We start from the raw sequence: 26,178 nt of genomic DNA, 5'->3' as shown, positions 1-26,178 counted from the left end.
TATGGACCAGCCAATAGAACTTGCGTGCATTATAGATGATGACAGGATCTACGTCAATCTGGTAAAGAAGATCATTGAGATCAAGAAGCTTTCGCAAAACCTCATCATCTTCAAAAATGGCAAAGAAGCTCTTGATTATTTTAAAGCTATTCTCGGGAACATAAGTGAAAACAGGCTTCCCGATATCATTTTTCTAGATCTCAATATGCCGGTGATGGACGGCTGGGAATTTCTAAGTGAATTCGTAAAAATTAAAAACAACTTCAATAAGAAGATCACACTTTACGTAGTGAGTTCTTCAATAGATCCCAGGGACCTGCAAAGGGCAAAATCCTTTAACCTGGTTACAGATTACCTGATCAAGCCCATTGAGCTAAAACAATTTGAAAAGATCTTTGATCAGGACGTCGCTTAACTAACGGTTTCTTTAGACTGTTCCTGCTCTTTTTTCTCCTGCGGAAAAACCTTCTTGTTAAAGATGATCAATAGGAAAAATCCTACAGTAATGGCAGAGTCGGCGATGTTGAATACAGGCTCAAAAAAGGTAAAATACTCACCTCCCCAAATTGGAAGCCACTCCGGAAGGTAACCAGACCAGAGAGGGAAATACAGCATATCTACAACATGACCGTACAACAGGGGAGCATAACCTCCCGCTTCGGGCATAAAATCGGCTACCTGATTGTAGCTGTGCTCGAAGATCACTCCATAAAAAACTGAATCTATAATATTACCCACGGCACCTGCAAAGATCAAAGCTATGGCAGTAATAAGAGTACTTGATCCATTTTTTCTCACCGAATCCCATAACCAGTAGCCAATAAACGGTACCGCAATTAACCGGAAGGTGGTAAGCAGTAACTTCCCATACTCGCCGGGAATCTGGGCGCCCCACGCCATGCCTTTATTCTCCACAAAAAGAATCCTGAACCAGTCAAAAACCCTTATTTCATCTCCCAACATAAAGTGGGTTTTAATATAGAATTTTGAAACCTGATCAATTAAGAGGATCACAACTATAAGAGCAGAAGCTTGTTTTAAGGACATCGGGAGTTTTTTAAACGGAGTAAAAATACTAATATTATTTAGTTTCAGTAAGCTTTATATCCCCGTTAATACTGGTTAATACCATATTGTGAATTCCATCGGGAACTTGTGGTAAATTCACAGTGCCATGCCTTGTTTTCGCCTCCACATTCACCTTGCTCACCGTTCCCAGGATGTTACCGTCATAAGTATTGATCACTGCTTCCCCGCTGAAATCGCTAAGGTAACAGGAGCCATTCTTCAGCTCAATAAATACCGACTTATACCTGCCCGAAAGATAGACACTGGCTGTGTTAGAAGTTATCTGCAGCACCATGCCTTCAGGTATTTCCAGGTCTACTTCCATAGAAAAAACTTTATGCGCACTCAATTTGTCATAGCCACTCTGCAAAATTTCCCTGTAGCGGGAGCTCAAAAGAAGAGTATTGCCTTCAAGTTTGGTATCGAGACTAATCTGGTTGAAGTATTCTCCTTCGGTTTTGGTCTTAATCTGGATCTCTTCTGTAGTGCTTGCTTTAATATTGATCCTGTAAATCTCGTCACTTGACAAAACGATTTTGTCAAGGTGAGCTGAAGCTAAAACATCCTGCGTCACCTTCTGCGCACTTGCCGAAAGAGATAATATGAAGAAGAAGATAACGAGATAAGATTTCATAGCGGGAGAAAAACAAAAAACGCTCCAAACCAACGGCAGGAGCGTTTTTTATCATGAGATAACATCACAGTTTATCGCTGCATGTTTTTTGCCTCAATACTTAGAGTAGCATGAGGAACCAGTTTTAATCGCTCTTTGGCAATTAACTTCCCGGTAACTCTGCAAATTCCGTAGGTTTTGCTCTCAATGCGCACAAGGGCATTCTTCAGGTCACGAATGAATTTCTCCTGGCGTATTGCCAATTGAGAGTTAGCCTCTTTGCTCATTGTTTCACTGCCTTCTTCAAAAGCCTTGAACGTAGGAGAGGTGTCATCTGTACCGTTGTTCCCGTCATTCATGTAAGCGCTCTTGTAAAGATCCAGTTGCTCCTTTGCCTTTTCAATCTTGGCAAGGATCAATGTCCTGAATTCCGCCAGCTCTGCGTCGCTGTAGCGTTCTTTTACTTCTGTTGACATAGTTCTTAATGTTTTTTAATTAACAACCTTGTGGTCACTTCATCAAAAGAAACTTCCAGTCCGTTGTTCACTTCTTCTGCTAAGTCGAGATTTGCAGTGAGGGTTTCAGTTTTAATATATTGAATATTTTGTTGAACAGCATCCTCGACAGTGCCGTCCTTTTGTAGGGTCACATCTATTTTATCTGTCACTTCAAAACCGGAATCTTTACGCATATTTTGAATGCGATTTACCAGCTCCCTGGCTATTCCTTCTTTCTTAAGCTCATCAGAAATGGTGATGTCTAAAGCAACAGTAATATTCCCGGAGTTTGCCACTAACCATCCCTCAATATCCTGAGAGGTGATTTCTACATCTCCGCTTTCTAATGTAAGCGAATTCCCGTTAATTTCAACATCGATTGTGCCGTCACTTTCAATTTTCTTGATGTCTTCGGCTGAAAAACTGTTGATCTTACCGGCAACCTGCTTCATATCTTTTCCAAAGCGTGGGCCCAGAACTTTAAAATTAGGCTTGATTTGCTTTACGAGTATGCCCGAAGCATCATCAATAAGTTCCAGTTCCTTTACATTCACTTCAGATTTGATGAGATCGGCCACTGCAGCAATTTCCTTCCTTTGCTGCTCATCCAGAATAGGGATCATCACTCGCTGTAAAGGCTGGCGCACTTTGATCATCTCTTTTTTCCGAAGGGAAAGTACAAGGGAAGAGATGGTTTGCGCTTTTTGCATTTGACGCTCCAGCTCCTTATTCACATAACTGAGATCTACCTCAGGGAAATTCGCTAAATGTACCGATTCAAAACTCTCCTTTTGGGTAGCTTTTTCAAGATCTCTGTACAACCTGTCCATAAAGAAAGGTGCCACGGGAGCTCCCAGCTTGGCTACGGTCTCAAGGCAGGTGTAAAGCGTTTGATAAGCCGAGATTTTATCGGTGCCGTACTCGCCTTTCCAGAATCTTCTTCGGCACAATCTCACATACCAGTTACTCAAATTCTCCTGTACAAATTCTGAAATTGCCCTTGTAGCCCGCGTAGGCTCATAATCGGCATAGAATTTATCAACATTCTCAATGAGCGTGTGTAATTCTGAAAGTATCCAGCGGTCTATTTCTGGTCTTTCCTCCAATGGCACATCGGCTTCGGAATAAGTGAAATTATCAAGATTTGCGTAAAGACTAAAGAAAGAGTACGTATTGTAGAGGGTTCCGAAGAATTTACGTCTTACTTCTGAAATTCCCTCAATATCAAACTTTAAGTTGTCCCATGGGTTGGCATTAGAGATCATGTACCAGCGGGTGGCATCGGGCCCAAAAGCCGCCAGGGTTTCAAATGGATCTACGGCATTACCAAGACGCTTGGACATTTTTTGCCCGTTCTTATCGAGTACAAGTCCGTTAGAAACCACATTTTTATATGCTACATCGTCAAAGGTCATGGTTGCTATGGCGTGCAGCGTATAGAACCATCCTCTGGTCTGGTCAACACCTTCAGCTATAAAATCGGCTTTACGCCAGGTTTTTTCAACTTTTTCGGCATTTTCAAAAGGATAATGCCACTGGGAATAAGGCATAGAACCTGAATCGAACCAAACATCGATAAGATCGGCCTCGCGCTTCATGGGTTTTCCTGAACCTGATACCAGTACAATCCCGTCAACCACATTTTTATGCAGGTCAACTTTGTCATAGTTGTCATCGCTGAAATCTCCAGGCTGGAAGCTTTCAAAAAGATCGGCTTCCATAAGTCCGGCCTCTACGGCCCTGCTCATTTCCTGCTTCAGCTCTTCAATAGATCCTATGATCTTTTCTTCCTTCCCGTCTTCAGTCCTCCAAATAGGTAGCGGGATCCCCCAATATCTGGATCTTGAAAGGTTCCAGTCATTAGCGTTGGCAAGCCAGTTTCCAAAACGGCCTTCCCCGGTAGATTTTGGCTTCCAGTTAATTTCTTTATTCAGTTCATGCATCCGGTCTTTGACCTCTGTGATCTTAATGAACCAGGAATCAAGCGGATAATATAAAATAGGCTTATCGGTTCTCCAGCAGTTAGGATAACTGTGAAGATATTTCTCAACTTTAAAAGCCCTGTTCTCTTCTTTTAATTTGATGGCAATCTCAACATCCACCGACTTTTCGGGGGCCTCACCATCATTGTAATATTCGTTCTTGACATATTTGCCTCCAAACTCCTTTAGCTCGGGCCTGAATTTTCCCTGTAGATCTACCAGCGGAACAAGATTATCATTCTCGTCTTTTACCAGCATTGGTGACACTTCAGGGTTTGCCTGCTTTGCAACCATAGCATCATCGGCACCAAAAGTTGGGGCAGTGTGAACAATTCCGGTACCGTCTTCGGTGGTAACAAAATCCCCAAGAATTACCCGGAAAGCATTTTCGGGATGTTCATACGGCTGCACATAAGGCATCAACTGCTCATACCTGCTTTCTGCAATTTCTTTACCGGTGAAAGACTTACCTGTCAAAAATGGGATTTTCTTATCCCCTTCTTTGTACGCCTGTAAAGCCTCTTCAGAATCTACTTTTTGGAACTTCTTATCGAACTGCTTTTCGGCCAGGTCTTTTGCAACTATAACTGTAATAGGTTCAAAAGTGTATTGGTTATAAGTTTTAACCGTCACATATTCGATCCTGGGGCCAACTGTAAGGGCGGTGTTAGATGGGAGCGTCCAAGGAGTGGTGGTCCAGGCAATAAAGAACAACTCACCTTCAATTTCTGAAAGAAAATCGGGAAGTGTTTCCTTCTTCGCCTTAAACATAGCAGTAACCGTGGTATCGGTCACATCCTGATAAGTACCGGGTTGGTTTAGTTCGTGTGAACTAAGGCCTGTTCCCGCTTTTGGAGAATATGGCTGTATGGTATAGCCCTTGTAAATTAGGCCTTTTTTGTAGATCTGGGAAAGCAGCCACCATACAGTCTCCATGTACTTGGATTTGTAGGTGATATACGGGTCATCCATATCTACCCAGTAGCCCATTTTTTCGGTAAGGTCATTCCAGACATCGGTATAACGCATCACGGCATTTTTACACGCCTCGTTGTATTCCTCTACGCTTATCTTCTTCCCAATATCTTCTTTAGTGATGCCCAGTTCCTTTTCAACCCCAAGTTCTATGGGCAGGCCGTGGGTATCCCATCCGGCTTTTCGCTTTACCTGGTAACCTTTCTGGGTTTTGAACCTGCAAAAAATATCTTTAATGGCACGCGCCATAACGTGGTGGATTCCGGGCAGACCGTTTGCTGAAGGTGGCCCTTCAAAAAAGATAAACGGCTCTTCTCCATCTCTCGAAGTTACACTCTTCTCAAAAATGTCATTTTCCTTCCAGAATTGCAGAATTTCTTCGGCCACTTTTGGCAGGTCAAGTCCTTTATATTCAGGGAACTTTGCGCTCATCATCTTGTTCTTTCAAAATAGTTGCGCGAAAATAATGATTTTTAGTAAATCGAGTGGTTTAAAATGGGAAAACCTGAAAACATCCTGATTTTTATCAGCTATAAAATATTTATAATCTGAAGTTTACACTAGAAGGAGTACTGCAGCGCGAGGATAAGGTTCCTGCCGGCAGCCGCCACTCCCGATGAGTACGTGCGGTAGCGTTGATCGGTAATGTTTTCAAGGCTGGCAGTGACCAGCCACATTTTCCCTGCCTGGTATTGAGAACTAAAGTTAAGTGTATACCATTCAGGAGAATAAGGATCCCCGTTTTCATCTATGGCATACAGGTAGTCTTTGTCCCTTTCTGAAGGCGCCAGCTCATCGGCACTAATCTCTCCATTGTACTCGCTAAAAAGGTCTAACCTAAGCCTGTCTTTCTCCCAAACCAGGTGTGCATTTCCAAAAAGAGGTGCTGCATGCCGCAAAGGTGCTGTTGTACCATCATCCTGCTCTTCCTCTCCTTCAGTAATACTTAATTGCGCCTTTAACTTCAGTTGTTCGCTAAACCTGATTTTTGCCCCGGCCTCGAATCCATACACATGCGCACGAGCCGCATTCTGAATAGCCTGCACCCTACTGGGCTCGCCGTGGTATTCAATTGTAGTTTCACCATTGAGGTCAAAATCCCGCCGCACCAAAGCATCCTCCAAAAGTGTGTAGTAGCCGGCAAGATCGAACTTTACCACATTATCAAAGTTCAACGCAAGCCCCAGCTCTGCGTTATAGGCTTTTTCGGGCTCAAGATCGGGATTGGGCACTACCACAAGGCCCGGAGCCGAATCGAAGATCTTCCCTACATCATCTATATTAGGCGATCTAAAGCCGGTAGAAAGGTTGAATTGCCATCCAAAAATGTCATTTTGCTGCCAGTTTAATCCGGCACTTCCCGTTAAAGCGCCAGTTCGTAAATTGGCATCTGAAAATGGAAAATCGTAAATATCCTCATCAAAAACAGCGTCTAAAAGAATGTAATTATATCTGGCCCCGGTTTGCAACGTAAGGGAAGGATCAATTTCCCACTGCAAATTACCATAGGCAGCCAAAGATTGCCAGGTGGCATCATCGGGATACCTCGAAGTGCCGGCAGACCACTCTCCGGTGATGATGTTCTTTTCACTCCCTTTAGACCCTACTTTGTTGTACACATATTCTGCTCCGTAAGAAAGTGTGGTAAGGTGGAAGTTCTTTTCAAAATCAAGGTTAAGAGAATAAGCATCGACTTCTTCCTGCGTATGATAAAAGATGTCATCTCCAAAAGCACGGTCATTACGGCTCTCTTCAAAATTTTGGTATGCTGCAGTCAATTTTGCTTCATTATAAATTTTTCCATTCCCAACTTTATTAAGCTGAAAATTAGTTTGCAGCCATTCCTGTGGGCCATAATACCATTCGGCAGCTCTTAAAACTCCATTCTTTTTACGGTAAAGCCGGTCGTAACGCGGATAATCGGTAGTAGTTGAATAGATCATTCCGAGGGAAAAATTGTATTCTTCATTGGGTTTGAATCTTATTTTCTGAAGTAGATTGAGCTGCTCATATCCCGTAGGTTTTTGCACCTGCGGATTGTCATTTTCTACCATCACATCCTGCCCGTTTCGCCTCACCACATAGTTGGGACGCAAATATTCTTCGGGCCCGTGGCTTCCCATGCGCATATTTCCAAAATCTGAATAAGAAGCACTGCTTAAGAATGCCCATTCCTTGAGGCCGTAAGACAAATTGAGATGCCCGGTTTTCTCATTATTGGCAGTAGCATACCGGCTGTAAACGCGACCGGAAAGATTTCCTCCTTTTGCCATCGAAAAAGCAGGAGAAAGGGTGAGAAAATTGATCACGCCACCAATAGCGTCGCTCCCAAAAACTAAAGATCCGGGGCCGGGAACAACTTCGGTCCTTTCAACCGAAAGAGGATCTATAGAGATCACGTTCTGCACATTACCACCCCTAAAAATGGCAGTATTCATACGAACCCCATCTACAGTGATCAACAACCTATTGGTTGCAAATCCCCTAATCATGGGGCTCCCACCACCTAACTGACTCTTTTGAACATATACCTGCCCGGTACTCTCCAGTAGATCGGCTGAAGTTTGAGGTGCCGCGGTAAGTATATCTTTCCGGTTAATGGTGATGACCTTTTGGGGGACCATGTTTCGGTTCTGCTCAAATTTTGAGACCGAAAGCACTACTTCTGAAAGTTCATTTTTAGTAGATGCCAAATATACTTTTCCTTTCTTCTGAAGGATTTGCCGTTTGGTCGCATGAAAATCTGAATGCGAAACATGCCTGAAGAAGATGACCTCGTTAGATGAAAAATCTGAAAGATTGGCCTCCCCGTTAAAACCGGTAAGAAGGTTTTTCGACTTATCCTTGTTAAAAACTGCAACATTAAAAACAGGCTCCCCTGTTTCTTTATCAAGCACCGTAATTTCCTGAGCCGAACAAACAGAAAAAAGCAGGAAAAACAGGGCTAAACTAGAGTAAAGTCTCATCAGGAATTATAGATTTCATTCATTACCGCAAGAGACTTTGGCTTGTGAAAACCCTGAAGGTGAATTTCGTAATATTTCAAAAGCATTAAAAGAAATCCCGAACGGGTGGTTTGGTTAAGTTTAATGGCAGAAAGCGCATCAAAGTCTGTGCCTAACAGGCGCTGTAGAAGTACCACGTTTTCATCATTTATGCAATCTGGATTGGTTTCCACATCCTGAAAAGTACCATCTACAAGATTAAAAACCGGCGCATCCTGTTGATAATCATCGGGATAGAACCCGAGATAGCGACTAAGCTTCAGCAGGAAAAGCAAATGAAAATTTACCGTGCTGCTGTGCGTATCAAACCATTCCAGGCTCGTCTCGAGATAATTGTACAGTGCCGGGTTAGCTTCCTCCTCCTTAATGGCATTTTTTAGAACTTCAGAAAGGAACATCACTACACTGGCCTTCACCACATTTGTATGCAGGCTTTGATAAACTTTACCAAGCTTGGCTTCCTTCATATACTCCAGCGTACCCTTGTCTTTGTGATTGGCCACAATTTCAAGCTGGGTGAGCGGCTGAAAAAGTGAGGCCTTGAATTTGCCTTTTTTAGACTTTAGCACTCCGCGTAGCAGGTAAGTCTTTAAACCGCTTTGCAGGGTGAAACATTTCACAATGAGATCGGCTTCCCCGTACTTTAAGGCGCTAAAAACAATTCCTTTGGTTGTGATCAACATGTATTACTGGTCTTTCAGGAGAAAACGGGTTTCAAAAATGGCATTTTTGAAGGGTAATATTACTTCAGCTTACCTGTCAAAAATGGCATTTTTAGCAGTTGTTCTTCAGAAGCAATAAATGTAAGCTAAAAAAAGAAAAAGCCGCAAAAGCGGCCTTTTCATAATTTATTTCAGCAAAAGTTTATACAACTCCCTGCGCTAGCATGGCGTCGGCTACTTTTACGAATCCGGCGATGTTGGCTCCTTTTACATAATCAACGTAACCGTCTTCATCTGTACCATATTTCACACACTGGGCATGAATATCGTTCATGATTTGTTTAAGTTTTGAATCTACTTCTTCTGAAGTCCAGTTGAACCTCAGGGAGTTTTGAGACATCTCAAGTCCTGATGTTGCAACCCCACCGGCATTTGAAGCTTTCCCCGGCGAGAAAAGGATCTTAGACTCCTGGAAAACTGCAATAGCTTCGGGAGTACAAGGCATGTTAGCACCCTCACCAACAAGCATACATCCATTGCTCACAAGAGCGCGTGCGTCATCTTCCTGCAGCTCGTTTTGTGTTGCACATGGTAGCGCAATATCACACTTCACATTCCACGGAGTTTCTCCTTCGAAGTATTCGGCATCCGGATATTCGTTGAGGTATTCTTTGATCCTGCCTCTTTTCACGTTCTTGAGGTCCATGATGAAAGCAAGTTTCCCAGCGTCAATTCCGGTCTTATCGTAGATATATCCTGAAGAATCGGACATAGTTACTACTTTACCACCCAGCTCGGTCGCTTTTTCGGCAGCGTACTGCGCCACATTACCTGAACCTGAAACCACAATGATCTTACCTTTTATGGTATCTTCTTTGGTCTTCAGCATATTTTCGGCGAAGTATACGTTACCGTAACCTGTTGCCTCAGGACGAATTAAAGATCCGCCGTAAGAAAGGCCTTTTCCGGTAAGCACTCCTGTAAATTCGTTACGAAGTCTCTTGTACTGCCCGTACAAATATCCTACTTCACGCCCACCTACTCCAATGTCTCCTGCAGGCACATCTGTATTTGCACCAATATGACGCTGCAATTCGGTCATAAAGCTCTGGCAGAACTTCATCACTTCGTTATCTGACTTTCCTTTGGGATCAAAGTCTGATCCTCCTTTACCACCGCCCATAGGCAGGGTAGTAAGGCTGTTTTTAAACACCTGCTCAAAAGCGAGGAATTTAAGGATAGACAGGTTTACGGAAGGGTGAAAACGAAGACCACCTTTGTAAGGTCCAATGGCAGAGTTCATCTGGATCCTGAAACCACGATTCACCTGTACCTCCCCGTTGTCATCAATCCAGGGCACACGAAACATGATCACGCGCTCTGGTTCGACCATACGTTCCAGCAATTTTTTATTTTGGTACTTTTTATTTTTTTCAATGAATGGGATAACAGTTTCAGCAACCTCATGAACCGCCTGTAAAAACTCGGGTTCATTACTATTCCTTTTTGAAACGCTATCTAGAAATTCTTTTACATTTTGTTCCATGGTTTTGGCTAAAATTACATTAACGAAAACGTTTTATACGATTCGATGCAAATATACATTATCTGCAAATTTTAGCCTTGAAATTTTTGTTATTCCTTTTATAATTAATCATTTTCTGAAAGCCCCATAATTCCAATTTTCCTTAAGATGTTTTTATATATTTGCTCGTATCGCAATTTTCTATATGACCAACATTCTCAAATCTTTAATGCTGGGTTTCTTCCTTTTTTTCTTCGGAAAAGGAACTGCTACCGCACAGGTGGGAATGGTAGGCCAGGAAATAGGTATAGTGGCGGGACCGGTAGCCTATTTCACCGATTACGGTTTGCGCTGGAATCTTGAAACAAATTCATCTAACGTAGGCCTTGGAATTGGCCTGGTGTACTATCTCAACTTCGCATATAGGGCCGATTGTAATTGTTATGCCCGTTACAGTTATTTTAACGATCATTTTAGAGTTAGGGCCGAAATTGATTATCACCAGGGTGAACTTAATCACTATGGGCCTCTTGCTCAAAAAGCAAGCACAGGTGGTAAACAGCTGCGTTCAATGATTGGAGAAGTAAAGGTTTATGAGATGGGCGCCCATCTTGAATATTATCCGTTGAGCATTAGAGATTATACAGCTTTTGCCTATCCCATTGCCCCTTATGTAAGCCTTGGTTTCAACTTTGTGGGTTATGACCCTAATACTTATTCAACCCTGGGGCCTCTTGACGAAAATATTTTCCCCACCTTTAAAGGTTATGTAAGCCAGGAAGAAGGCTCTACCTGGGGCGTGACCGTAGGCGCAGGATTCCGTTACAGACTGGCAGTCTCCAGCGATTTGGTGATGAATATGCAGTGGCGGTATTACGACACCGACTGGCTGGATGGGCTTGATCACGACAACCCCCAAAACAAGTTTAACGACATGATGTTCTGGTTAAACTTCGGGTATATTTATTACCTGAATTTTTAATTAGACGGTAGACGGTAGAATTATTGAAAGTTAGAAGCAAATATTACAGACAGGAGTGTAAATAGTTTGCTGTATTATTTAAGCCCAAATTTCTTAATCGATCAAGAATTTCAAATTCATCTAAATCAGGATTTGTTCTATTCAGAACAAGCTTTTTAAATGCTTCAACTGCTTTTTCTGGATTTAGGTCAATTATATCAGTTAAAAACTCATCACTAGATTTAGCACTTAAACCAAAAGATGCCAGGTAATCTTCAGGAAAATCCTTCAGGTTTTCAGTTACAATTATATTAGCATTAGTCTTTATAGCTGCAGCTAAAACGTGTCTGTCTTTCTCATCGGGTAATTCTAAGCTTGTTATTAGTTGCTCATAATTATAAACCATTGCGTCAGGAAATGCTCTATTAGCTATATTAATTCGTTTGGTTATTTCTTCTTCTGGAATGCCTTTTCTTCCCATTACATCAATCCATTCATCAAAAATATGTTGACTCCATTTAGGAGTAAACAATTCATAATAAGCAAACCAAAACATTAGGTCCCTAACTAATAAAGGATAAATTACATTGGTGTCTAAAACACAAATAAACCTAACACTATGAATCATATAGACCAGATTCTTCGTCTGATTTCATCATTTGAATAATTAAATCTTCCTGCTCTTTCTTCATTCGATCTTTATAATTAGAAACATCTTCAAATTTTACTCTTCGGTGTTTGCCAATCTTTGTGAATGGGATTTCCCCTTCCTCTAAAAGTTTTACAAAATGAGGTCTGGAACAATTTAAAAATTCTGCTGCTGCCTGAGTCGTCATTTCAGCAGCGATAGGCACTACCGAAATAGGTTTTCCCTCACCCATGGCTTTTAAAATTTTGGCTAATAGTTTTAAAGCTTTAAGAGGGATTCTTATTTTATCTTTAGTTTCTTCTATCTCAATTTCAGGAGATTTATCTCTGATTTCTTTCAACACCGCTTCCAGCGCATTATAAGATTCAAATGCCGCAGATTGTTCTTCCTTAGATGGTCCCTTAATATTTTTTAATTCTTCCATTGCTTCACGAGAATGATATAATATAAATTTAATCGAAATAAACGAAACAATCGAAATAAACGAAAATGTTTAACAAAAACTGTGGCTGATAATGAATATCAAAATTTCGAAATACCTTTCAAAAATGACATTTTTGACCGCTTATTCTAAAGCCTGCTTAAGGTCGTTGATGAGGTCTTCTTCATCTTCAACACCCACGCTTAGTCGAATCACGGAATCTACCACGCCAGTTTTTTCCCGCTCTTTCTTCGGAATAGAGGCATGGGTCATTGTGGCTGGATGACCTGCAAGAGACTCCACCCCACCAAGGGATTCTGCCAGCGTGAAAACCTTCAGCTTTTCTACGAACTTCACAGCGCTTTCCATAGTTCCTTCAGCAGTGGTGAACGAAACCATTCCGCCGAACCCGCTCATTTGCTTTTTTGCAATTTCGTGATTAGGATGATCTTGAAATCCGGGCCAGTAAACATTTTCAACCTTTGGATGTGCCTTCAGAAATCTTGCTACAGCTTCTCCATTTTCACAATGCCGCTGCATACGCAGGTGCAGGGTTTTGATACCGCGCAGCACCAGGAAACTATCCTGCGGCCCACAAACAGCCCCGCTGGCATTCTGGATGAAATATAATTTTTCAGCAAGTTTTTGATCTTTCACCACCAGGCTCCCCATGATCACATCACTATGCCCACCAAGGTATTTTGTAGCACTATGCATTACAATATCGGCTCCCAAATCTAAAGGCTGCTGCAAATATGGGGTTGCGAAAGTATTGTCTACCGCCAGCAACAGCCCGTGCTTTTTAGCAATACCGGCCATGGCTTCTATGTCAATAATATTCATCATTGGGTTGGTTGGAGTTTCCACCCAAATCATCCTGGTATTCTCATTGATATACTGCTCAATATCACCGGCATTTTGCATGCTTACAAACCGGAATTTAATGCCCAACTTTTCAAAGATCCCTGTAAAAAGTCGGTAAGAACCTCCATAGAGATCATTTGTAGAAATAATCTCATCACCGGGGTCAAAAAGCTTTAGCACCGCATCTATAGCGGCAAGGCCCGACCCAAAAGCAAGGCCAAAATTGCCATTTTCAAGACTGGCAAGAGATCTCTCGAGTGCAGCGCGGGTAGGATTGCCGCTTCGGGAATACTCAAAACCTTTATGGCCTCCCGGAGTATCTTGCTTGTAAGTGCTTGTCTGGTAAATGGGCGGCATTACAGATCCATAAGCAGGGTCTGTATTCTCCTGGCCTCCATGAATGGTTTTGGTATTGAACTTCATTTTTACATTTTATTTAAGATACAAAGGTAGCATTGACCTTGGGCTTTCCCAAAATAGCCCGTACCTTTCAGATCAGTTTAACATCAAGAATTTATGTTCCGCAATTTATTATCCCTGTTCTTTATGGCACTGGTCTTTACAGGGTGTAAACAAGACAAAGAAGAAGAAAAACCGGTAAAATATTTAGCCCCTTTGAGCTTTCAAAAGGAGAGCCTGGTTAGAAAGGCCGGAGAACACTGTGATACGGCCGATTATGATTGTTCTATCATCGCGCTGGACGTGGTGAGGGCCAAAGGTGCTTCGGAAGTTTCAGAAAAGATAAACCGGAGGCTTGACGAGCACACTATCGGACTGGTTGCTACCCAGGAAAATCCTGATATTGCGAATCTCGAGGAACTGGCTGAAAAATTCCTGAGAGACTATCGCGAGGCTGCCGAAAATTTTTCGGAAGAACCACCATGGGAAGCATACGTAGATCAAAAGGTGTATATGCAATCTGACAGCCTGATCTCTATTGGTATAACCACCGAGATCTTTAGCGGCGGCGCCCACGGCTATAAAACCCTTACCTTTCTTAATATTGATCCTGCCACCGGGAAAAAGTTATCCAAAAATGACATTTTTGAAGAGGATTTTTCTCCATTCGTAGAACAAAGGTTTCGGCAGGAACAGGGAATTCCCGAAGATGAAAACATCAACAGCACAGGTTTCTGGTTTGAAAATGAAACCTTCAGCCTGCCCGAAAATATTGGCTTTTCCGAAGAAAAAGTGATCCTTATATACAACTCCTATGAGATCGCTCCTTATGCAGCCGGGGATATCGTAATGGAAATTCCGCTGAAAGAAGTTCGGCCTTTCGTGAAGATTGAATAATTTTACCCCATGAAGAAAATCTATTACCTGTCTACCTGCGATACCTGCAAAAGGATTCTAAAAGAACTCGACCCACCTGCTGATTATGAACTGCAGGACGTTAAGAAAGCACCTCTTACTTTAGACCAGCTTCAGGAATTAAAACACAGAGCGGGCACTTATGAATCTCTTCTTAATAAACGGGCGAAAATGTACCAGGAGCGGGATTTAAAGAATAAACAACTTTCGGAAGAGGACTGCAAAAACCTCCTTTTAGAACACTATACTTTTCTTAAGCGGCCGGTAATTATTAACGGACAAAAAATCTTTATTGGCAATTCCAAAAAGGAAGTCTCTGCCGCAAAAGCTGCGCTAAGTGAATAAGAGGCTGCTGGCAATTCTCGCAGCCATTGGTGCCGGCACTATCTATGGTATTAACCACACGGTAGCCAAAGGTTTGATGCCTGTTTACATCCAGCCATTTGGTTTTATCCTGCTGCGGGTAACCGGAGCCGCCATTCTTTTCTGGCTTATTAGTCCGTTGGGACCCAAAGAGAAAATCGCCACCAGTGACTGGCCGCGACTGCTTGGCTGCGCTGTGCTGGGAATGTGTATTAATATGCTGTTTTTCTTCAAAGGCCTTAATCTCACTACCCCAATCAACAGCTCGGTGATCACCACCATCACGCCAATTATTGTGCTGGTGCTGGCTGCCATTCTTATCAAAGAAAAGATAACCCTGCTAAAAACGATAGGAATAATAACAGGGCTTGCCGGGGCACTTGGCCTCATACTTTTTAGCAGTAGCGAAGTAAGGAACGCCAGTAATATCCCGCTGGGAAATTTCCTGGTGCTCATTAATGCCACTTCTTACGGACTTTACCTCATCCTGGTAAAGCCACTTACGGGTAAGTATCACCCGGTCACCTTAATGAAATGGCTTTTTTCGCTGGCGGTTATTATCAATTTGCCATTCACCCTGAAGGAATTTACCCAAGTTGAATGGAGCAGCCTGCCTACCGAAGCCATTTTAGGGATGAGCTTTGTTGTTGTGGGAACCACTTTTCTCACCTACCTGCTTAACGTATATGCACTTAGACAGCTAAGCGCCTCCACCATAAGCGCTTTTGTGTACTTACAGCCCCTTATTGCGATTATTTACGCAGTTTCAACCGGGGCCGATTCCCTGAATATGCTCAAAATAGTGGCGGCACTTCTAGTCTTTGCAGGGGTTTATATGGTAACCCGAAAGCCTAAACCTAAGCCTGCAATATAGCCGGATCAATATCTTTTGGCTTCTTACCATACCTCCTGGTATCTTCACGGGTAAGGATCTTGAAATCTTCGGTATGAGAAAGATGATTGATATTGTCAAACAGCTCTTTAGGAAGACCAGTCAATTTTCGTTCTTTTAAGTCTATCCAGCCGCCCATCATTTCACAGCTGGCAAAGTTCCTGCCCTTGTGATCGTAAAAATCATGTATAAATTCAAAATACATTCCGTCTTCCGAAATGCCTTTTAATTGTAAAGTAACGGTTACCGGCTTACCTGCAAAAACTTCTTTGAAGTAGGAGATATGTTCATAAAATACCACCGGCCCCAGGTTGTGCTGCGCCATTTCCTTTTGTCCAAACCCGTTTTCCATTAGAAAACCCATTCGGGTATGACTCATAAAATTTATATATGCAGTGTTGGCCAAATGCCTGTTTGCATCGATATCACTCCACCTTATTTCAAAACTCTTCTTGTACATTTTTCAAATTTTGAGATAAAATTACAAATTTATACTATGCATGCATAACGAATTTTTCTTTCATTTACAGTTCTAAAACCTTACACCGCTCGATGCCCATAGTAGAAAGCACATATAAACCTCCAATGATCTTCAGGAATTATCACGTCTCAACGGTGTATTCTGCCATGATTAGACGGGCACCTGTAGCGCAGCAGCGCGAGCGGATAAACCTTCAGGATGGAGATTTTCTGGATCTTGACTGGAGCTTTTCTGAAGAAAGATCAGAAAAAGTACTTATTGTAATTCACGGGTTGGAGGGCAGCGCAAAACGCCCTTACATTACCGGCCTGGCCAAATATTTCACCCAAAAAGGCTGGGATGTTGCTGCCGTGAACCTTAGAGGTTGCAGCGGCGAGATCAACCGCCATTTCAGGTCTTACCATGCCGGGGCCACCAATGACCTTCAGGAAGTGGTGGAGCATATTCTGAATAAAAATAAGTATGCTACAATGGCCTTTAACGGCTTTAGTCTTGGCGGCAATCTTATGCTGAAGTACCTTGGTGAAGAAAGAGAAATTCCGAAGCAACTCAAAGCAGCAGTGATGGTTTCGGTACCCTGCGACTTACATGGCAGTTTGAAACAACTCGAGAAGAGGGAGAATTTTCTCTACGCGAAACGCTTCCAGATCAAATTACAAAATCATTTACGCCAGCGCGCACAGCATTTTCCCAACCAGTTAACCACTGAAGAAATCAATGCCTGTGACAGCCTGTTAGACATTGATGACCTGTATACCAGCAGGGCTCATGATTTTGAAAATGCGCTAGATTACTACCACAAAAACAGCTCCCGTCGTTTTCTTGAAAATATTGGGGTGCCCACCCTGCTTATAAATGCTAAGAATGATGGCTTTTTATCTCCCGATTGCTATCCTTTTAAAATTGCTGAAGAAAGCAAATATCTTTACCTGGAAACCCCTGAGTATGGCGGACATGTAGGATTCATGCAAAACAAACCGGAGACCTACACCGAAGAGCGCGCATACCAGTTCATACATTCCCACCTATAGCCACTTTTCTTTGTACCGCCTTGAATTTGTTTATCTTTGTGCATCAATAAAATTACCGTATGATTCAGTCCATGACCGGTTTTGGAAAAAGCGTTTTACAGCTGCCTTCCAAAAAGATCACCGTAGAGATCAAATCCCTCAACAGCAAAAATTTAGATTTAAATGCGCGCATCCCATCCCAGTACAGGGAAAAGGAGTTGCAGCTACGCAATAAAATTTCACGCGAACTCACCCGCGGAAAAGTTGATTTTTCGGTTTATGTTGAAGTTACAGGAGAAGAAACCAGCTCGGCAGTCAATGCGGCTGCAGTGAAAAAATACATGAACCAGTTGCGGGAGATCTACCCGGCATCCGATAGTGACCTTCTTCAAATGGCAGTGCGTATGCCCGATGCCTTTAAGACGGAAAGAGAAGAAATTGATGAAGATGAATTCCAGGCTATAGAAGAAGCCGTTGATGAAGCTCTTAGAGAGATCAACGATTTTCGCTCGGCTGAAGGGAAGGTACTCGAAGATGAACTGGAGCAAAGAGCCGGAAACATTCAGGAGCTGTTGCAAAAAGTAATCGCCATGGACCCCGAAAGAATTGCCGGTGTGAGAGAACGCCTGCAAAAAGGAGTAGCCGAACTAAAAGAAAACGTTGACCAGAACCGCTTTGAACAGGAGTTGGTCTTCTACATCGAGAAATTCGATATTACCGAAGAAAAGGTGAGACTGGAAAATCACATGGACTATTTTCAGAAGACGCTTGGATCATTAGATTCCAACGGTAAAAAACTCGGGTTCATCTCTCAGGAGATGGGTCGTGAGATCAATACCATTGGCAGCAAATCAAATTATGCACCTATGCAGCAACTGGTGGTGCAAATGAAAGACGAACTGGAAAAGATCAAAGAACAACTTCTAAACGTACTCTAATGGCTGATGGCAAATTAATCGTTTTTTCGGCACCATCAGGATCGGGAAAAACAACTATAGTAAAATACCTGCTTGCCCAGGAAGAACTAAATCTTGAATTCTCCATCTCTGCAACCTCGCGCGAACCAAGAGGTACAGAAGTGCACGGCAAAGATTACTACTTTCTGGACCTTAAGGAGTTCAAAAATAAGATCAAGAACAGCGAATTTTTGGAATGGGAAGAAGTTTACCGCGATAATTTTTACGGTACGCTTAAGAGTGAAGTTGAACGCATTTGGTCACATGGCAAAAATGTCATTTTTGACATCGATGTGGTGGGCGGGCTCGACATTAAGAACATCTATCCTGAAAAAACCCTGGCCGTATTCGTAAAACCACCCAGTATTGAGGAGTTAAAGATACGCCTGAAGAAACGCAAGACAGAATCGGCCGACAAGATTAGCATGAGGGTGGCAAAAGCCTCTATTGAGCTGGCTACTGCCCCACAATTTGATCACATTATCATCAACAACGACCTCAATACTGCCCTCGAAGAGGCTTACACTTTGGTGACCGATTTTGTGGGCGCTACTAAAGTCTCAAAAAAGTGAAAAAAAGAATAGGTTTATTTTTTGGCACTTTTAACCCTGTACATGTAGGGCATCTTATTTTGGCCAATCACCTGCTACAGTATTCAAACCTCGATGAAGTATGGATGGTGGTAACGCCACACAACCCATTCAAGAAGAAAAGCAGCCTCTTAAATAACCATCACCGATTTGAAATGGTTTGGCAGCTGTGCGAAGAATACCCCGGAATAAAACCGAGTGATATTGAATTCAATCTGCCACAGCCCAATTACACGGTGTATACCCTGGCACACCTGGAAGAAAAATATCCGGGTTACGATTTTGTATTGATCATGGGAGAAGATAATCTCAAGAGCTTCCCGAAGTGGAAAAATTATGAAGTTATTCTCGAAAGGCATGATATCCTGGTGTACCCTAGATATTCTGAAGGAGAAAATCACCCCGAATTGCTGGAGCATCCAAGAATTACGCTTACCGATGCCCCAAGAGTAGAAATTTCATCCACTTTTATAAGGAATGCGATTAAAGAGGGAAAAGATGTGCGGCCTTTATTACCTCCCACAGTTTGGAAGTATATTGATCAAATGAACTTCTACCGCTAAAAAAAAATTGCCTCCGAAGCTTAAGCTTCCGGAGGCAATCCTCACTAACTAACCAACCAAAAAAGAAAACTCTTCTTTTAATTATAATCTTTCTTATATCATAACGAAATTGAAGTGCTAATCGTACATCATTAACACCTGCAAAATGTTAAAGTTTTAAAGTTTATAAATAGCTTTTTAAACTATTCTTTGCTACGGCTATTCTTATCAACCCCTTTATTTTGCTTATTTTTGGTGACACAATTACCATTCTATGGAGAAATCGCCGAAATTTGCCGTTATAGGCGGAGGGAGCTGGGCTACAGCTAATGTAAAAATGCTTTGTGAGAACCTCGACGAGGTTACCTGGTACATGCGCAGCGTTTATGCTATTGAACACATTAAAAAACAGGACCACAACCCCAATTACTTAAGCTCGGTAGAATTTGACAATTCTCAACTCTATCTCACCAGCGACATAAACGAAGCCGTTAGACGGGCAGATGTATTGATCTTTGCAATTCCTTCAGCTTTTCTAAAGCGGGAACTTGACCATCTCACCGAATCTCTCCAGGAGAAGATCATCTTTTCGGCAATTAAAGGAATTGTACCCGAAACCAGTCTTATTGTGGGTGAACACTTTCACAAGACTTACAACATACCTTACGAAAACATTGGGGTGATCACAGGGCCGTGCCACGCAGAAGAAGTGGCACTGGAGCGTCTTTCTTACCTCACCATTGCCTGTTCTGATGAAGAGAAGGCAAAACTGGTAGCCAAACACCTTAGCAGCGACTATATCACCTGCAAAACAAGTGATGACATTGTGGGTACCGAATATGCTGCAATGCTCAAGAATATTTACGCTATTGCTGCAGGTATTGCTCACGGCCTTGGGTATGGAGATAATTTTCAAAGTGTCTTGATGAGCAACGCCATAAGGGAGATGAAGAAGTTCATCAAAAAGGTGCATAAGATGAAACGGAATATCAACGATTCGGCTTACCTGGGCGACCTTTTAGTGACGGGATATTCTACCTTTAGCCGTAACCGGATGTTTGGGAATATGATTGGAAAGGGCTACACAGTAAAGAGTGCACAAATGGAGATGAGCATGGTAGCCGAAGGTTATTACGCTACAGACAGTGCTTACAAAATAGTGCAGGAAACGGGAGCTAAGACACCTATTATAAACGCCGTTTACGGAATTTTATACCAGGGAAAAGAACCAAAGAAGGTTTTCAATAAACTGGCCGAGAAACTGGACTAATACGGAGACCTGCGAGGTTTAAAAACCTCGTAGGTCTTTTCAACTTGATCAGACCTACAAGGTCAAAAAAAGACCTTGCAGGTCTTCCAAATATTTATCGCAAATCTACTCCTCTCCTTTAGAGAGGCGGGGAAGAGGTTTTACTTCAGCAGCACGCCTTTCTTCGGCATTACCGGAAGGTCTTGCAGGGCTTTTTCATTGATGCTGTTCTTCTGGAAGACAAATTTCTTGTGAAACATCTTTCCTTCAGCAAAAAAAGAAACCGAGAATTCGTTGTTCAGTTGCAACACGTCGTCCTGTAAAAATTCCACTTTAGCAAAAGATTGCGGCGGCAGGTTGGTTATACTGTGCCTCATGGTTGAAGTTTCCTTCTTTCCGTCGTAACCTTTAGAAACGATCAGGACTCCTTCAATGGCTTCGGGACGATCATTTATGAGATAGATGTTCCAGTCAAGGCTGCCATATTCTTCATGTTTTTCACGTACGGCTGCAATGAAAACATTCTTCACCTGCGGGATATCAATATCCTTTTTCACTAACGATCTAATTTGCTTTTAGCCCATTTGTAAACACCCCAAAAAATTAATGCGGCAACAACCACTAAAATTGCTCCTATGGTGAATTCAATGATCTCAATAGCTACTAATAGGATGATGATCGCAACTGCAATGATTCCAATAAATACCAGGCCTGCTGTTTTCATATAGACGATTTAAACTGTTCCAGAAATCTCATGTCGTTCTCATAGAACATCCTAATATCCCCAATTTGGTAAAGTAGCATGGCAATTCTTTCTATTCCCATTCCAAAAGCAAAACCTGAATATTCTGAAGGATCTATGTTACAATTGCGAAGTACGTTTGGATCTACCATACCGCAGCCCATGATCTCCAGCCAACCCGTACCTTTTGTGATGCGGTAATCGGTTTCGGTTTCAAGGCCCCAGTAGATATCAACCTCTGCACTTGGCTCTGTAAAAGGAAAGTAAGAAGGGCGTAACCTGATCTTAGATTTCCCGAACAACTGCTTTGTAAAATACAACAAAGTTTGCTTCAAATCTGCAAACGACACATTTTTATCAACATACAGGCCTTCTACCTGGTGAAAGATACAATGTGATCTTGCTGAAATGGCCTCATTTCTGAAAACCCTTCCGGGAGAGATCGTTCTAATTGGCGGCTTGTTATCCTCCATATACCGCACCTGTACCGAAGAAGTATGCGTGCGCAACAGCACATCGGGGTTGGTTTGGATAAAGAAAGTATCCTGCATATCCCTTGCCGGGTGGTATTCAGGAAGGTTTAATGCTGTAAAGTTATGCCAGTCATCTTCCATCTCGGGCCCTTCAGAAACATTGAACCCAATATTAGAAAAGATCTCGATGATCTGGTTCTTTACGATAGAAATTGGATGGCGCGCACCTATCTCAACCGGCTCCCCGGGTCGTGAAAGGTCTCCATATACCCCTTTCTCCTCCTCGCGGCTCTCCAGTTCTTCCTTTAATTTCTGAACTTTATTGGTAGCAGCATCCTTCAGCTCATTCACCGCCTGCCCAAAGGCTTTTTTCTCTTCATTGGGCACCGCCTTAAATTCAGCAAAATACCCGTTCAAAATGCCCTTTTTGCCAAGGTATTTTATACGAAATTTTTCAACTTCATCTTTAGTATTTGCCGTGAAGGCTTCAATTTCAGAGATATGCTCCTTAATAGTTTCTGTCATGGTCCCTTGTCTTTAGGAAGCTGCAAATTTAGGAAAATAATACGGCACTCCAACTGTGGGTGCCGGTGCAATATTTGGGTAGCTAACCTGCCAAAAATGTTATTTTATATACTCCTTTTCCAAAAAATACTGCACTATAGCTTCTTTCATAAGTACCGCCTGTTCTCCGGGTTTTAAAGTAGGCAGGTTTTCAATCACCTTATAATGAGGCCAGCCTTCATCATCAAAATATTCAAATTCGTAGTAACCATAAGGCTCCAGGAGTCGGCAAATGGCGATGTGCATCAAATCGAGCTTGTGATCTTTTTTGAATTTTCTGTGAATTTGCCCCAGTTCCTGCAGGCCAATAATATATATGATAGCATCGACCTCGAGCTTCTCCCCGTCGGCAAACTGCTTTGAAAGTTTAGTTTCGACCTCGGCCCAACGTTGTTTTAATTGTTCATCTCTAGACATGGCGCAAAGATAATTACTAAGAACCGGAAATTGCTATCTTTGGGAATATGAATATCCTGGATCTGCTGCTTAGCATTTTTCTACTTTTAGGGCTCGTAAGAGGGCTGTTTAAAGGTTTCTTTGCAGAACTTGCAGCCCTGTTGTCTCTCATTTTGGGAATATATGCTGCCATTCACTTTTCGGGCAGCACCTATGTTTTTCTCGATTCCTTTATCAATTGGGAAGAAAAATACCTGAGTATCCTGTCTTTTTCCCTTACCTATTTCGTGGTGGCCCTCATCATTTCCCTGGCGGGGAGCTTTCTCACCAAAATGGTGCATATGGTGGCACTGGGTATTATCAACAGGTTGGCAGGTGCAGCTTTAGGGGTGTTAAAAATGGCATTTTTGGCCAGTATTTTTATAATGTTCGTAGAGGGCTTTGAAGTCTTTGATGCCGAAGAAGCTACGAAAGAAGAATCTGTATTATACGCCCCGGTGAGTGTACTTGCACCGGCAATTCTTCCTACTATTATTAAGGAAATAAAAGAAGGGGATCTTTTTGAGACTTCTTCTGAAGCTGAAACAACTCCAAAATAATACCCGAAAAATCCCCTTTTTGAAAGGTATATTAGAAGTTTAACTGGTAAACCTCGTCTAGTTCAGAATTGTTGCTGATGTTTACACCCAGGTCCTTGATAATTCCTGAGCCAACCCCGTACACAGCGCCGTGCAGGAATAGATCCTGATTGTTGTTCCATGCATTTTGAACAATAGTGGTCTTAGCCAGGTCATAAACCTGCTCTACCACGTTCAACTCAACAAACCTGTCAAATCGCTCTTTTTCATCAGCGATACTATCCAGTGTATTCTTATGCACACGGTACACATCTTTTATATGACGAATCCAGTTGTCTATAAGCCCGATAGACTGGTTCTTCATTGCAGCCTGCACACCCCCGCAGCCATAGTGGCCCACAACCATCACGTGTCTTACTTTTAAATGATTTACAGCATAATCGAGCACACTTAACATGTTCATATCGCTGTGTATAACCATATTGGCTATGTTTCTGTGGACAAAAACTTCCCCGGGTGCCGCCCCAATAATCTGGTTGGCCGGTACACGGCTATCTGCACAACCTATCCAAAGAAGCGGTGGCTGTTGTCCCTTTTCAAGCCTTTTAAAAAATTCAGGGTCTTTATTTAACTCATATTCTACCCACTCCTTGTTATTCTTTAATATTTGATCAAATAATTGTGCCATTTTATTTATTATTTAGTTTTTTAGATTCACCTGCTATAGCAGGCATATTCTGTTTGAATTTAGTTTGTCTTAAGCTGTCTTAGGTCTCATAAAGAACTGCTGATAGCTGGCCGGGTTTTCTACCGTGCCTCTTTGAGAAATAATTTTAATGTTAATTTTTTTCTCTTCTGCCTTGATTCTGAAATCATCAAATATCTCTATAATATCACTATCAAGATAATGAGTTTTGCTCACATCCATGATGAGATATGAATTTTCTTCAAGCCGATTAAGCTCTTTTATAATTGCCCCTTTATTGATAAAGGTAACTTCTTCGGCCAACCTCATTTTCACCGTCTTTTGCCCGTTTTGCACATCCTCTTTATGCAGGAAGTAAGAGTTTTGGTAACTCTTGATAAGGATCACACAAATACCAACCAGTAATCCCATGGTAATCCCTACCAGCAAATCTCCAAAGATAATACCTACTACCGTAACTATAAAGGGTACAAATTGCTTCCATCCGGCGTTGTACATCTGCACAAAAAGCTGCGGTTTTGCAAGTTTATAACCCACAAGAAACAACACTGCTGCGAGTACCGACAACGGAATGAAATTAAGGATTGTAGGAATAATAATTACAGAGATAAGCAACAAAAATCCGTGGATGATGGCAGAGAGTTTGGTTTGCCCCCCAGACTGGATGTTAGCCGAACTTCTTACAATTACCTGGGTGATAGGTAAACCTCCAATAAATCCGGAGACAAGGTTTCCGGTTCCCTGTGCAAATAACTCTCTGTTGGTAGGCGTAGTTCTTCTATGAGGATCCAGCTTATCTGTAGCTTCTACACAAAGCAGGGTTTCCAGACTGGCAACAAGCGCAATTGTAAAAGCTGTGATCCAAATCTCTGAACTTCCAATCATTCTGAAAGAAGGAAAAGTGAATTGTCCTATAAAAGAGTCAAAACTATCAGGTACAGGCACGTTCACCAGGAACTTTTCATCAATAGCAAACATGGAGGAATCACGTGTTACAATAAAGAAGATGATTCCTACAACCACTGCCACGAGCGGCCCTTGTATTAACCTAAAGACCTTGCTTTTCTTGGTAAGCACCGAATCCCACAGAATGAGTATACCCATTCCTATGAGGGCAATTACAGTGGCTCCCACACTTATATTATTAAAAGCATTACCTATTCCTTCAAGAGAATAAATATCTCCAATGTTTCCATCATATCCAAAGAAGTGCGGGATCTGTTTTAGAATAATAATTATCCCAATTCCTGTCAACATTCCTTTAATCACAGATGATGGAAAATAGTACCCGATGATCCCGGCTTTGAGCACACCAAATAAAATTTGGATAACTCCCGATAAAACAACGGCTAAGAGGAAGTCTTCATAACTTCCCAGGCTGGCAATTGCGGCAAGAACTATGGCCGCCAGCCCGGCAGCGGGGCCACTCACCCCCAAACTGGAACCACTTAAGGCCCCAACCACAATACCTCCTACAATCCCGGCAATTAATCCTGAAAACAAAGGCGCGCCACTGGCTAAGGCGATTCCTAAACAAAGTGGTAAGGCGACAAAAAATACTACAACACTGGCCGGCAAATCACTTTTGAGTTGCTTGAACATAAAATATATACGTTTACTCACAGGAACTTCTTTTGCTCCTGCAATTGGTTATTAAAACTTGATGAAAAATGAAAGGCCTGGCCAAAAGTGCAAACACAGCACATGGAATATCTGGGCCGCAAAAGTGCAGCCACATAAAAGCAGACCTAAAAAACGGATATAATTATATGCTCTTGGGCGGGGGAGAAATTACCTCTAGGTAAACCGGATAATAATTTTTTGTGTAGGAAAAATTTTCTTTTTGATGACCTTTTAGATATTCAATACTAACGTGGTTTGAATAATTATCTTCAATTACCGTTTCAAAAGAAGACAGGTTTTTTGAAGAGTTTTCCTCCTCGTTTGCGGTAAAGGCAAAAGATATATCTACAGAGTCGTCTATTAAAGCAATAGTTGTAGGCCCCACAATAAATGTGAGGAAAACAAAGAACAATATGTAAGCAATCTTTTTCAAAGGTTACAAAAATAACATTTTTGACGAGTGTCACAAATTTTATA

At 42.1% G+C, this 26,178-nt stretch carries 29 protein-coding genes; 11 read left to right on the top strand and 18 right to left on the bottom strand.

The window, feature by feature from the left end; translation table 11 throughout:
- Position 1: 1 nt before the first annotated feature.
- Complete coding sequence (locus ACQ93I_RS00370) at positions 2-415, top strand: response regulator (RefSeq protein WP_431696639.1); 414 nt, start codon at positions 2-4, stop codon at positions 413-415.
- Here ACQ93I_RS00370 and ACQ93I_RS00365 read toward each other — a convergent pair.
- The 7 genes from ACQ93I_RS00365 to gdhA all read right to left on the bottom strand — a co-directional run bounded on the left by ACQ93I_RS00365 (position 412) and on the right by gdhA (position 10,348).
- Positions 412-1,047 (bottom strand): lipoprotein signal peptidase, encoded by a 636-nt coding sequence (locus ACQ93I_RS00365; protein WP_431696638.1) that lies wholly within the window; start codon positions 1,045-1,047, stop codon positions 412-414. The two genes, ACQ93I_RS00370 and ACQ93I_RS00365, sit on opposite strands and share 4 nt — an antisense overlap.
- 34 nt (positions 1,048-1,081) lie before the next feature.
- Positions 1,082-1,702 carry a hypothetical protein gene (locus ACQ93I_RS00360; RefSeq protein WP_431696637.1) on the bottom strand — a complete coding sequence of 207 codons (621 nt, stop codon included), beginning with the start codon at positions 1,700-1,702 and terminating at the stop codon, positions 1,082-1,084.
- Between the two features lie 71 nt (positions 1,703-1,773).
- Positions 1,774-2,157, bottom strand: a complete 384-nt coding sequence (locus tag ACQ93I_RS00355) for a TraR/DksA family transcriptional regulator (protein ID WP_268135575.1) — start codon at positions 2,155-2,157, stop codon at positions 1,774-1,776.
- Positions 2,158-2,162: 5 nt separating this feature from the next.
- Positions 2,163-5,567 (bottom strand): isoleucine--tRNA ligase, encoded by a 3,405-nt coding sequence (ileS, locus tag ACQ93I_RS00350; RefSeq protein WP_431696636.1) that lies wholly within the window; start codon positions 5,565-5,567, stop codon positions 2,163-2,165.
- A 128-nt stretch (positions 5,568-5,695) separates the two neighbouring features.
- A complete protein-coding gene (locus ACQ93I_RS00345; protein ID WP_431696635.1) occupies positions 5,696-8,101 on the bottom strand; it encodes a TonB-dependent receptor in 2,406 nt (801 codons plus the stop codon).
- Positions 8,101-8,823: a DNA repair protein RecO gene (gene recO / locus ACQ93I_RS00340; RefSeq protein ID WP_431696634.1), complete on the bottom strand. Its 723-nt coding sequence runs from the start codon at positions 8,821-8,823 to the stop codon at positions 8,101-8,103. The genes ACQ93I_RS00345 and recO overlap by 1 nt, the downstream gene beginning before the upstream one ends.
- Before the next feature lie 181 nt (positions 8,824-9,004).
- The gene (gene gdhA / locus ACQ93I_RS00335) at positions 9,005-10,348 is read right to left on the bottom strand and encodes an NADP-specific glutamate dehydrogenase (protein WP_431696633.1); all 1,344 of its coding nucleotides are present in this window, start codon (positions 10,346-10,348) and stop codon (positions 9,005-9,007) included.
- 184 nt (positions 10,349-10,532) lie between these two features.
- On the opposite strand from gdhA, the gene ACQ93I_RS00330 reads away from it, so the two are divergent.
- On the top strand, positions 10,533-11,309 hold the full coding sequence (locus ACQ93I_RS00330) for a THC0290_0291 family protein (RefSeq protein ID WP_431696632.1): 777 nt from the start codon (positions 10,533-10,535) through the stop codon (positions 11,307-11,309).
- A 43-nt stretch (positions 11,310-11,352) separates the two neighbouring features.
- Here ACQ93I_RS00330 and ACQ93I_RS00325 read toward each other — a convergent pair whose 3' ends face one another.
- From ACQ93I_RS00325 to ACQ93I_RS00315, 3 genes are all read right to left on the bottom strand, one after another.
- A complete protein-coding gene (locus ACQ93I_RS00325) occupies positions 11,353-11,916 on the bottom strand; it encodes a PIN domain-containing protein (protein ID WP_431696631.1) in 564 nt (187 codons plus the stop codon).
- Positions 11,906-12,361 (bottom strand): helix-turn-helix domain-containing protein, encoded by a 456-nt coding sequence (locus tag ACQ93I_RS00320; protein WP_431696630.1) that lies wholly within the window; start codon positions 12,359-12,361, stop codon positions 11,906-11,908. The genes ACQ93I_RS00325 and ACQ93I_RS00320 overlap by 11 nt, the downstream gene beginning before the upstream one ends.
- 141 nt (positions 12,362-12,502) lie before the next feature.
- A complete protein-coding gene (locus ACQ93I_RS00315) occupies positions 12,503-13,645 on the bottom strand; it encodes a cystathionine gamma-synthase (RefSeq protein WP_431696629.1) in 1,143 nt (380 codons plus the stop codon).
- Between the two features lie 93 nt (positions 13,646-13,738).
- Between ACQ93I_RS00315 and ACQ93I_RS00310 the strand changes: the two genes are divergently transcribed.
- From ACQ93I_RS00310 to ACQ93I_RS00300, 3 genes are read left to right on the top strand one after another with little or no spacing between them, the layout of a single operon-like run.
- Positions 13,739-14,518, top strand: a complete 780-nt coding sequence (locus ACQ93I_RS00310) for a DUF3298 domain-containing protein (protein ID WP_431696628.1) — start codon at positions 13,739-13,741, stop codon at positions 14,516-14,518.
- Between the two features lie 9 nt (positions 14,519-14,527).
- Positions 14,528-14,881, top strand: coding sequence for an arsenate reductase family protein (locus ACQ93I_RS00305; protein WP_431696627.1), 354 nt, complete (start codon positions 14,528-14,530; stop codon positions 14,879-14,881).
- Positions 14,874-15,773, top strand: a complete 900-nt coding sequence (locus tag ACQ93I_RS00300) for a DMT family transporter (protein ID WP_431696626.1) — start codon at positions 14,874-14,876, stop codon at positions 15,771-15,773. Before ACQ93I_RS00305 ends, ACQ93I_RS00300 begins: the two co-directional genes overlap by 8 nt.
- Here the strand turns inward: ACQ93I_RS00300 and ACQ93I_RS00295 are convergent.
- Complete coding sequence (locus ACQ93I_RS00295) at positions 15,757-16,251, bottom strand: acyl-CoA thioesterase (RefSeq protein WP_431696625.1); 495 nt, start codon at positions 16,249-16,251, stop codon at positions 15,757-15,759. The genes ACQ93I_RS00300 and ACQ93I_RS00295 overlap by 17 nt on opposite strands.
- A gap of 92 nt (positions 16,252-16,343) precedes the next feature.
- Here ACQ93I_RS00295 and ACQ93I_RS00290 point away from each other — a divergent pair, with 92 nt between their 5' ends.
- The 5 genes from ACQ93I_RS00290 to ACQ93I_RS00270 all read left to right on the top strand — a co-directional run bounded on the left by ACQ93I_RS00290 (position 16,344) and on the right by ACQ93I_RS00270 (position 20,640).
- Complete coding sequence (locus ACQ93I_RS00290) at positions 16,344-17,303, top strand: YheT family hydrolase (protein WP_431696624.1); 960 nt, start codon at positions 16,344-16,346, stop codon at positions 17,301-17,303.
- 59 nt (positions 17,304-17,362) lie between these two features.
- Positions 17,363-18,220: a YicC/YloC family endoribonuclease gene (locus ACQ93I_RS00285; protein ID WP_431696623.1), complete on the top strand. Its 858-nt coding sequence runs from the start codon at positions 17,363-17,365 to the stop codon at positions 18,218-18,220.
- Positions 18,220-18,810 (top strand): guanylate kinase, encoded by a 591-nt coding sequence (gene gmk, locus ACQ93I_RS00280; RefSeq protein ID WP_431696622.1) that lies wholly within the window; start codon positions 18,220-18,222, stop codon positions 18,808-18,810. The genes ACQ93I_RS00285 and gmk overlap by 1 nt, the downstream gene beginning before the upstream one ends.
- Positions 18,807-19,391: a nicotinate (nicotinamide) nucleotide adenylyltransferase gene (gene nadD / locus ACQ93I_RS00275; protein ID WP_431696621.1), complete on the top strand. Its 585-nt coding sequence runs from the start codon at positions 18,807-18,809 to the stop codon at positions 19,389-19,391. The genes gmk and nadD overlap by 4 nt, the downstream gene beginning before the upstream one ends.
- 253 nt (positions 19,392-19,644) lie before the next feature.
- Positions 19,645-20,640, top strand: coding sequence for an NAD(P)H-dependent glycerol-3-phosphate dehydrogenase (locus ACQ93I_RS00270; RefSeq protein WP_345596599.1), 996 nt, complete (start codon positions 19,645-19,647; stop codon positions 20,638-20,640).
- 140 nt (positions 20,641-20,780) lie between these two features.
- Here ACQ93I_RS00270 and ACQ93I_RS00265 read toward each other — a convergent pair whose 3' ends face one another.
- From ACQ93I_RS00265 to ACQ93I_RS00250, 4 genes are all read right to left on the bottom strand, one after another.
- On the bottom strand, positions 20,781-21,176 hold the full coding sequence (locus ACQ93I_RS00265) for a hypothetical protein (protein WP_345596597.1): 396 nt from the start codon (positions 21,174-21,176) through the stop codon (positions 20,781-20,783).
- Positions 21,176-21,343 (bottom strand): hypothetical protein, encoded by a 168-nt coding sequence (locus ACQ93I_RS00260; RefSeq protein WP_431696620.1) that lies wholly within the window; start codon positions 21,341-21,343, stop codon positions 21,176-21,178. Before ACQ93I_RS00260 ends, ACQ93I_RS00265 begins: the two co-directional genes overlap by 1 nt.
- Complete coding sequence (pheS, locus tag ACQ93I_RS00255; RefSeq protein WP_431696619.1) at positions 21,340-22,359, bottom strand: phenylalanine--tRNA ligase subunit alpha; 1,020 nt, start codon at positions 22,357-22,359, stop codon at positions 21,340-21,342. Before pheS ends, ACQ93I_RS00260 begins: the two co-directional genes overlap by 4 nt.
- A 99-nt stretch (positions 22,360-22,458) precedes the next feature.
- Positions 22,459-22,815 (bottom strand): hypothetical protein, encoded by a 357-nt coding sequence (locus ACQ93I_RS00250; RefSeq protein WP_431696618.1) that lies wholly within the window; start codon positions 22,813-22,815, stop codon positions 22,459-22,461.
- 47 nt (positions 22,816-22,862) lie between these two features.
- On the opposite strand from ACQ93I_RS00250, the gene ACQ93I_RS00245 reads away from it, so the two are divergent.
- Entirely contained in the window at positions 22,863-23,393 is a 531-nt protein-coding gene (locus ACQ93I_RS00245) for a CvpA family protein (RefSeq protein WP_431696617.1), read from the top strand.
- 31 nt (positions 23,394-23,424) lie between these two features.
- Here the strand turns inward: ACQ93I_RS00245 and can are convergent, their stop codons facing one another.
- From can to ACQ93I_RS00230, 3 genes are all read right to left on the bottom strand, one after another.
- Positions 23,425-24,060 (bottom strand): carbonate dehydratase, encoded by a 636-nt coding sequence (gene can / locus ACQ93I_RS00240; protein ID WP_431696616.1) that lies wholly within the window; start codon positions 24,058-24,060, stop codon positions 23,425-23,427.
- 69 nt (positions 24,061-24,129) lie between these two features.
- Complete coding sequence (locus ACQ93I_RS00235) at positions 24,130-25,680, bottom strand: SulP family inorganic anion transporter (RefSeq protein WP_431696892.1); 1,551 nt, start codon at positions 25,678-25,680, stop codon at positions 24,130-24,132.
- A gap of 163 nt (positions 25,681-25,843) precedes the next feature.
- Positions 25,844-26,134, bottom strand: coding sequence for a hypothetical protein (locus ACQ93I_RS00230; protein WP_431696615.1), 291 nt, complete (start codon positions 26,132-26,134; stop codon positions 25,844-25,846).
- Positions 26,135-26,178 lie beyond the last annotated feature (44 nt).

The sequence above is a fragment of the Salinimicrobium sp. WS361 genome, from assembly GCF_050750585.1.
Classification (GTDB): domain Bacteria; phylum Bacteroidota; class Bacteroidia; order Flavobacteriales; family Flavobacteriaceae; genus Salinimicrobium.
The sequence above is the reverse complement of the archived record's forward strand: the minus strand, read 5'-3'. Positions and strand labels throughout refer to the sequence as shown.

Coding starts and splice junctions, on each gene's coding strand:
- ACQ93I_RS00370 (WP_431696639.1), top strand. CDS start 2: ATGGACCAGCCAATAGAACTTGCGTGCATTATAGATGATGACAGGATC.
- ACQ93I_RS00365 (WP_431696638.1), bottom strand. CDS start 1,047: ATGTCCTTAAAACAAGCTTCTGCTCTTATAGTTGTGATCCTCTTAATT.
- ACQ93I_RS00360 (WP_431696637.1), bottom strand. CDS start 1,702: ATGAAATCTTATCTCGTTATCTTCTTCTTCATATTATCTCTTTCGGCA.
- ACQ93I_RS00355 (WP_268135575.1), bottom strand. CDS start 2,157: ATGTCAACAGAAGTAAAAGAACGCTACAGCGACGCAGAGCTGGCGGAA.
- ileS (WP_431696636.1), bottom strand. CDS start 5,567: ATGAGCGCAAAGTTCCCTGAATATAAAGGACTTGACCTGCCAAAAGTG.
- ACQ93I_RS00345 (WP_431696635.1), bottom strand. CDS start 8,101: ATGAGACTTTACTCTAGTTTAGCCCTGTTTTTCCTGCTTTTTTCTGTT.
- recO (WP_431696634.1), bottom strand. CDS start 8,823: ATGTTGATCACAACCAAAGGAATTGTTTTTAGCGCCTTAAAGTACGGG.
- gdhA (WP_431696633.1), bottom strand. CDS start 10,348: ATGGAACAAAATGTAAAAGAATTTCTAGATAGCGTTTCAAAAAGGAAT.
- ACQ93I_RS00330 (WP_431696632.1), top strand. CDS start 10,533: ATGACCAACATTCTCAAATCTTTAATGCTGGGTTTCTTCCTTTTTTTC.
- ACQ93I_RS00325 (WP_431696631.1), bottom strand. CDS start 11,916: ATGATTCATAGTGTTAGGTTTATTTGTGTTTTAGACACCAATGTAATT.
- ACQ93I_RS00320 (WP_431696630.1), bottom strand. CDS start 12,361: ATGGAAGAATTAAAAAATATTAAGGGACCATCTAAGGAAGAACAATCT.
- ACQ93I_RS00315 (WP_431696629.1), bottom strand. CDS start 13,645: ATGAAGTTCAATACCAAAACCATTCATGGAGGCCAGGAGAATACAGAC.
- ACQ93I_RS00310 (WP_431696628.1), top strand. CDS start 13,739: ATGTTCCGCAATTTATTATCCCTGTTCTTTATGGCACTGGTCTTTACA.
- ACQ93I_RS00305 (WP_431696627.1), top strand. CDS start 14,528: ATGAAGAAAATCTATTACCTGTCTACCTGCGATACCTGCAAAAGGATT.
- ACQ93I_RS00295 (WP_431696625.1), bottom strand. CDS start 16,251: ATGTACAAGAAGAGTTTTGAAATAAGGTGGAGTGATATCGATGCAAAC.
- ACQ93I_RS00290 (WP_431696624.1), top strand. CDS start 16,344: ATGCCCATAGTAGAAAGCACATATAAACCTCCAATGATCTTCAGGAAT.
- ACQ93I_RS00285 (WP_431696623.1), top strand. CDS start 17,363: ATGATTCAGTCCATGACCGGTTTTGGAAAAAGCGTTTTACAGCTGCCT.
- gmk (WP_431696622.1), top strand. CDS start 18,220: ATGGCTGATGGCAAATTAATCGTTTTTTCGGCACCATCAGGATCGGGA.
- ACQ93I_RS00270 (WP_345596599.1), top strand. CDS start 19,645: ATGGAGAAATCGCCGAAATTTGCCGTTATAGGCGGAGGGAGCTGGGCT.
- ACQ93I_RS00260 (WP_431696620.1), bottom strand. CDS start 21,343: ATGAAAACAGCAGGCCTGGTATTTATTGGAATCATTGCAGTTGCGATC.
- pheS (WP_431696619.1), bottom strand. CDS start 22,359: ATGACAGAAACTATTAAGGAGCATATCTCTGAAATTGAAGCCTTCACG.
- ACQ93I_RS00250 (WP_431696618.1), bottom strand. CDS start 22,815: ATGTCTAGAGATGAACAATTAAAACAACGTTGGGCCGAGGTCGAAACT.
- ACQ93I_RS00245 (WP_431696617.1), top strand. CDS start 22,863: ATGAATATCCTGGATCTGCTGCTTAGCATTTTTCTACTTTTAGGGCTC.
- can (WP_431696616.1), bottom strand. CDS start 24,060: ATGGCACAATTATTTGATCAAATATTAAAGAATAACAAGGAGTGGGTA.
- ACQ93I_RS00235 (WP_431696892.1), bottom strand. CDS start 25,680: ATGTTCAAGCAACTCAAAAGTGATTTGCCGGCCAGTGTTGTAGTATTT.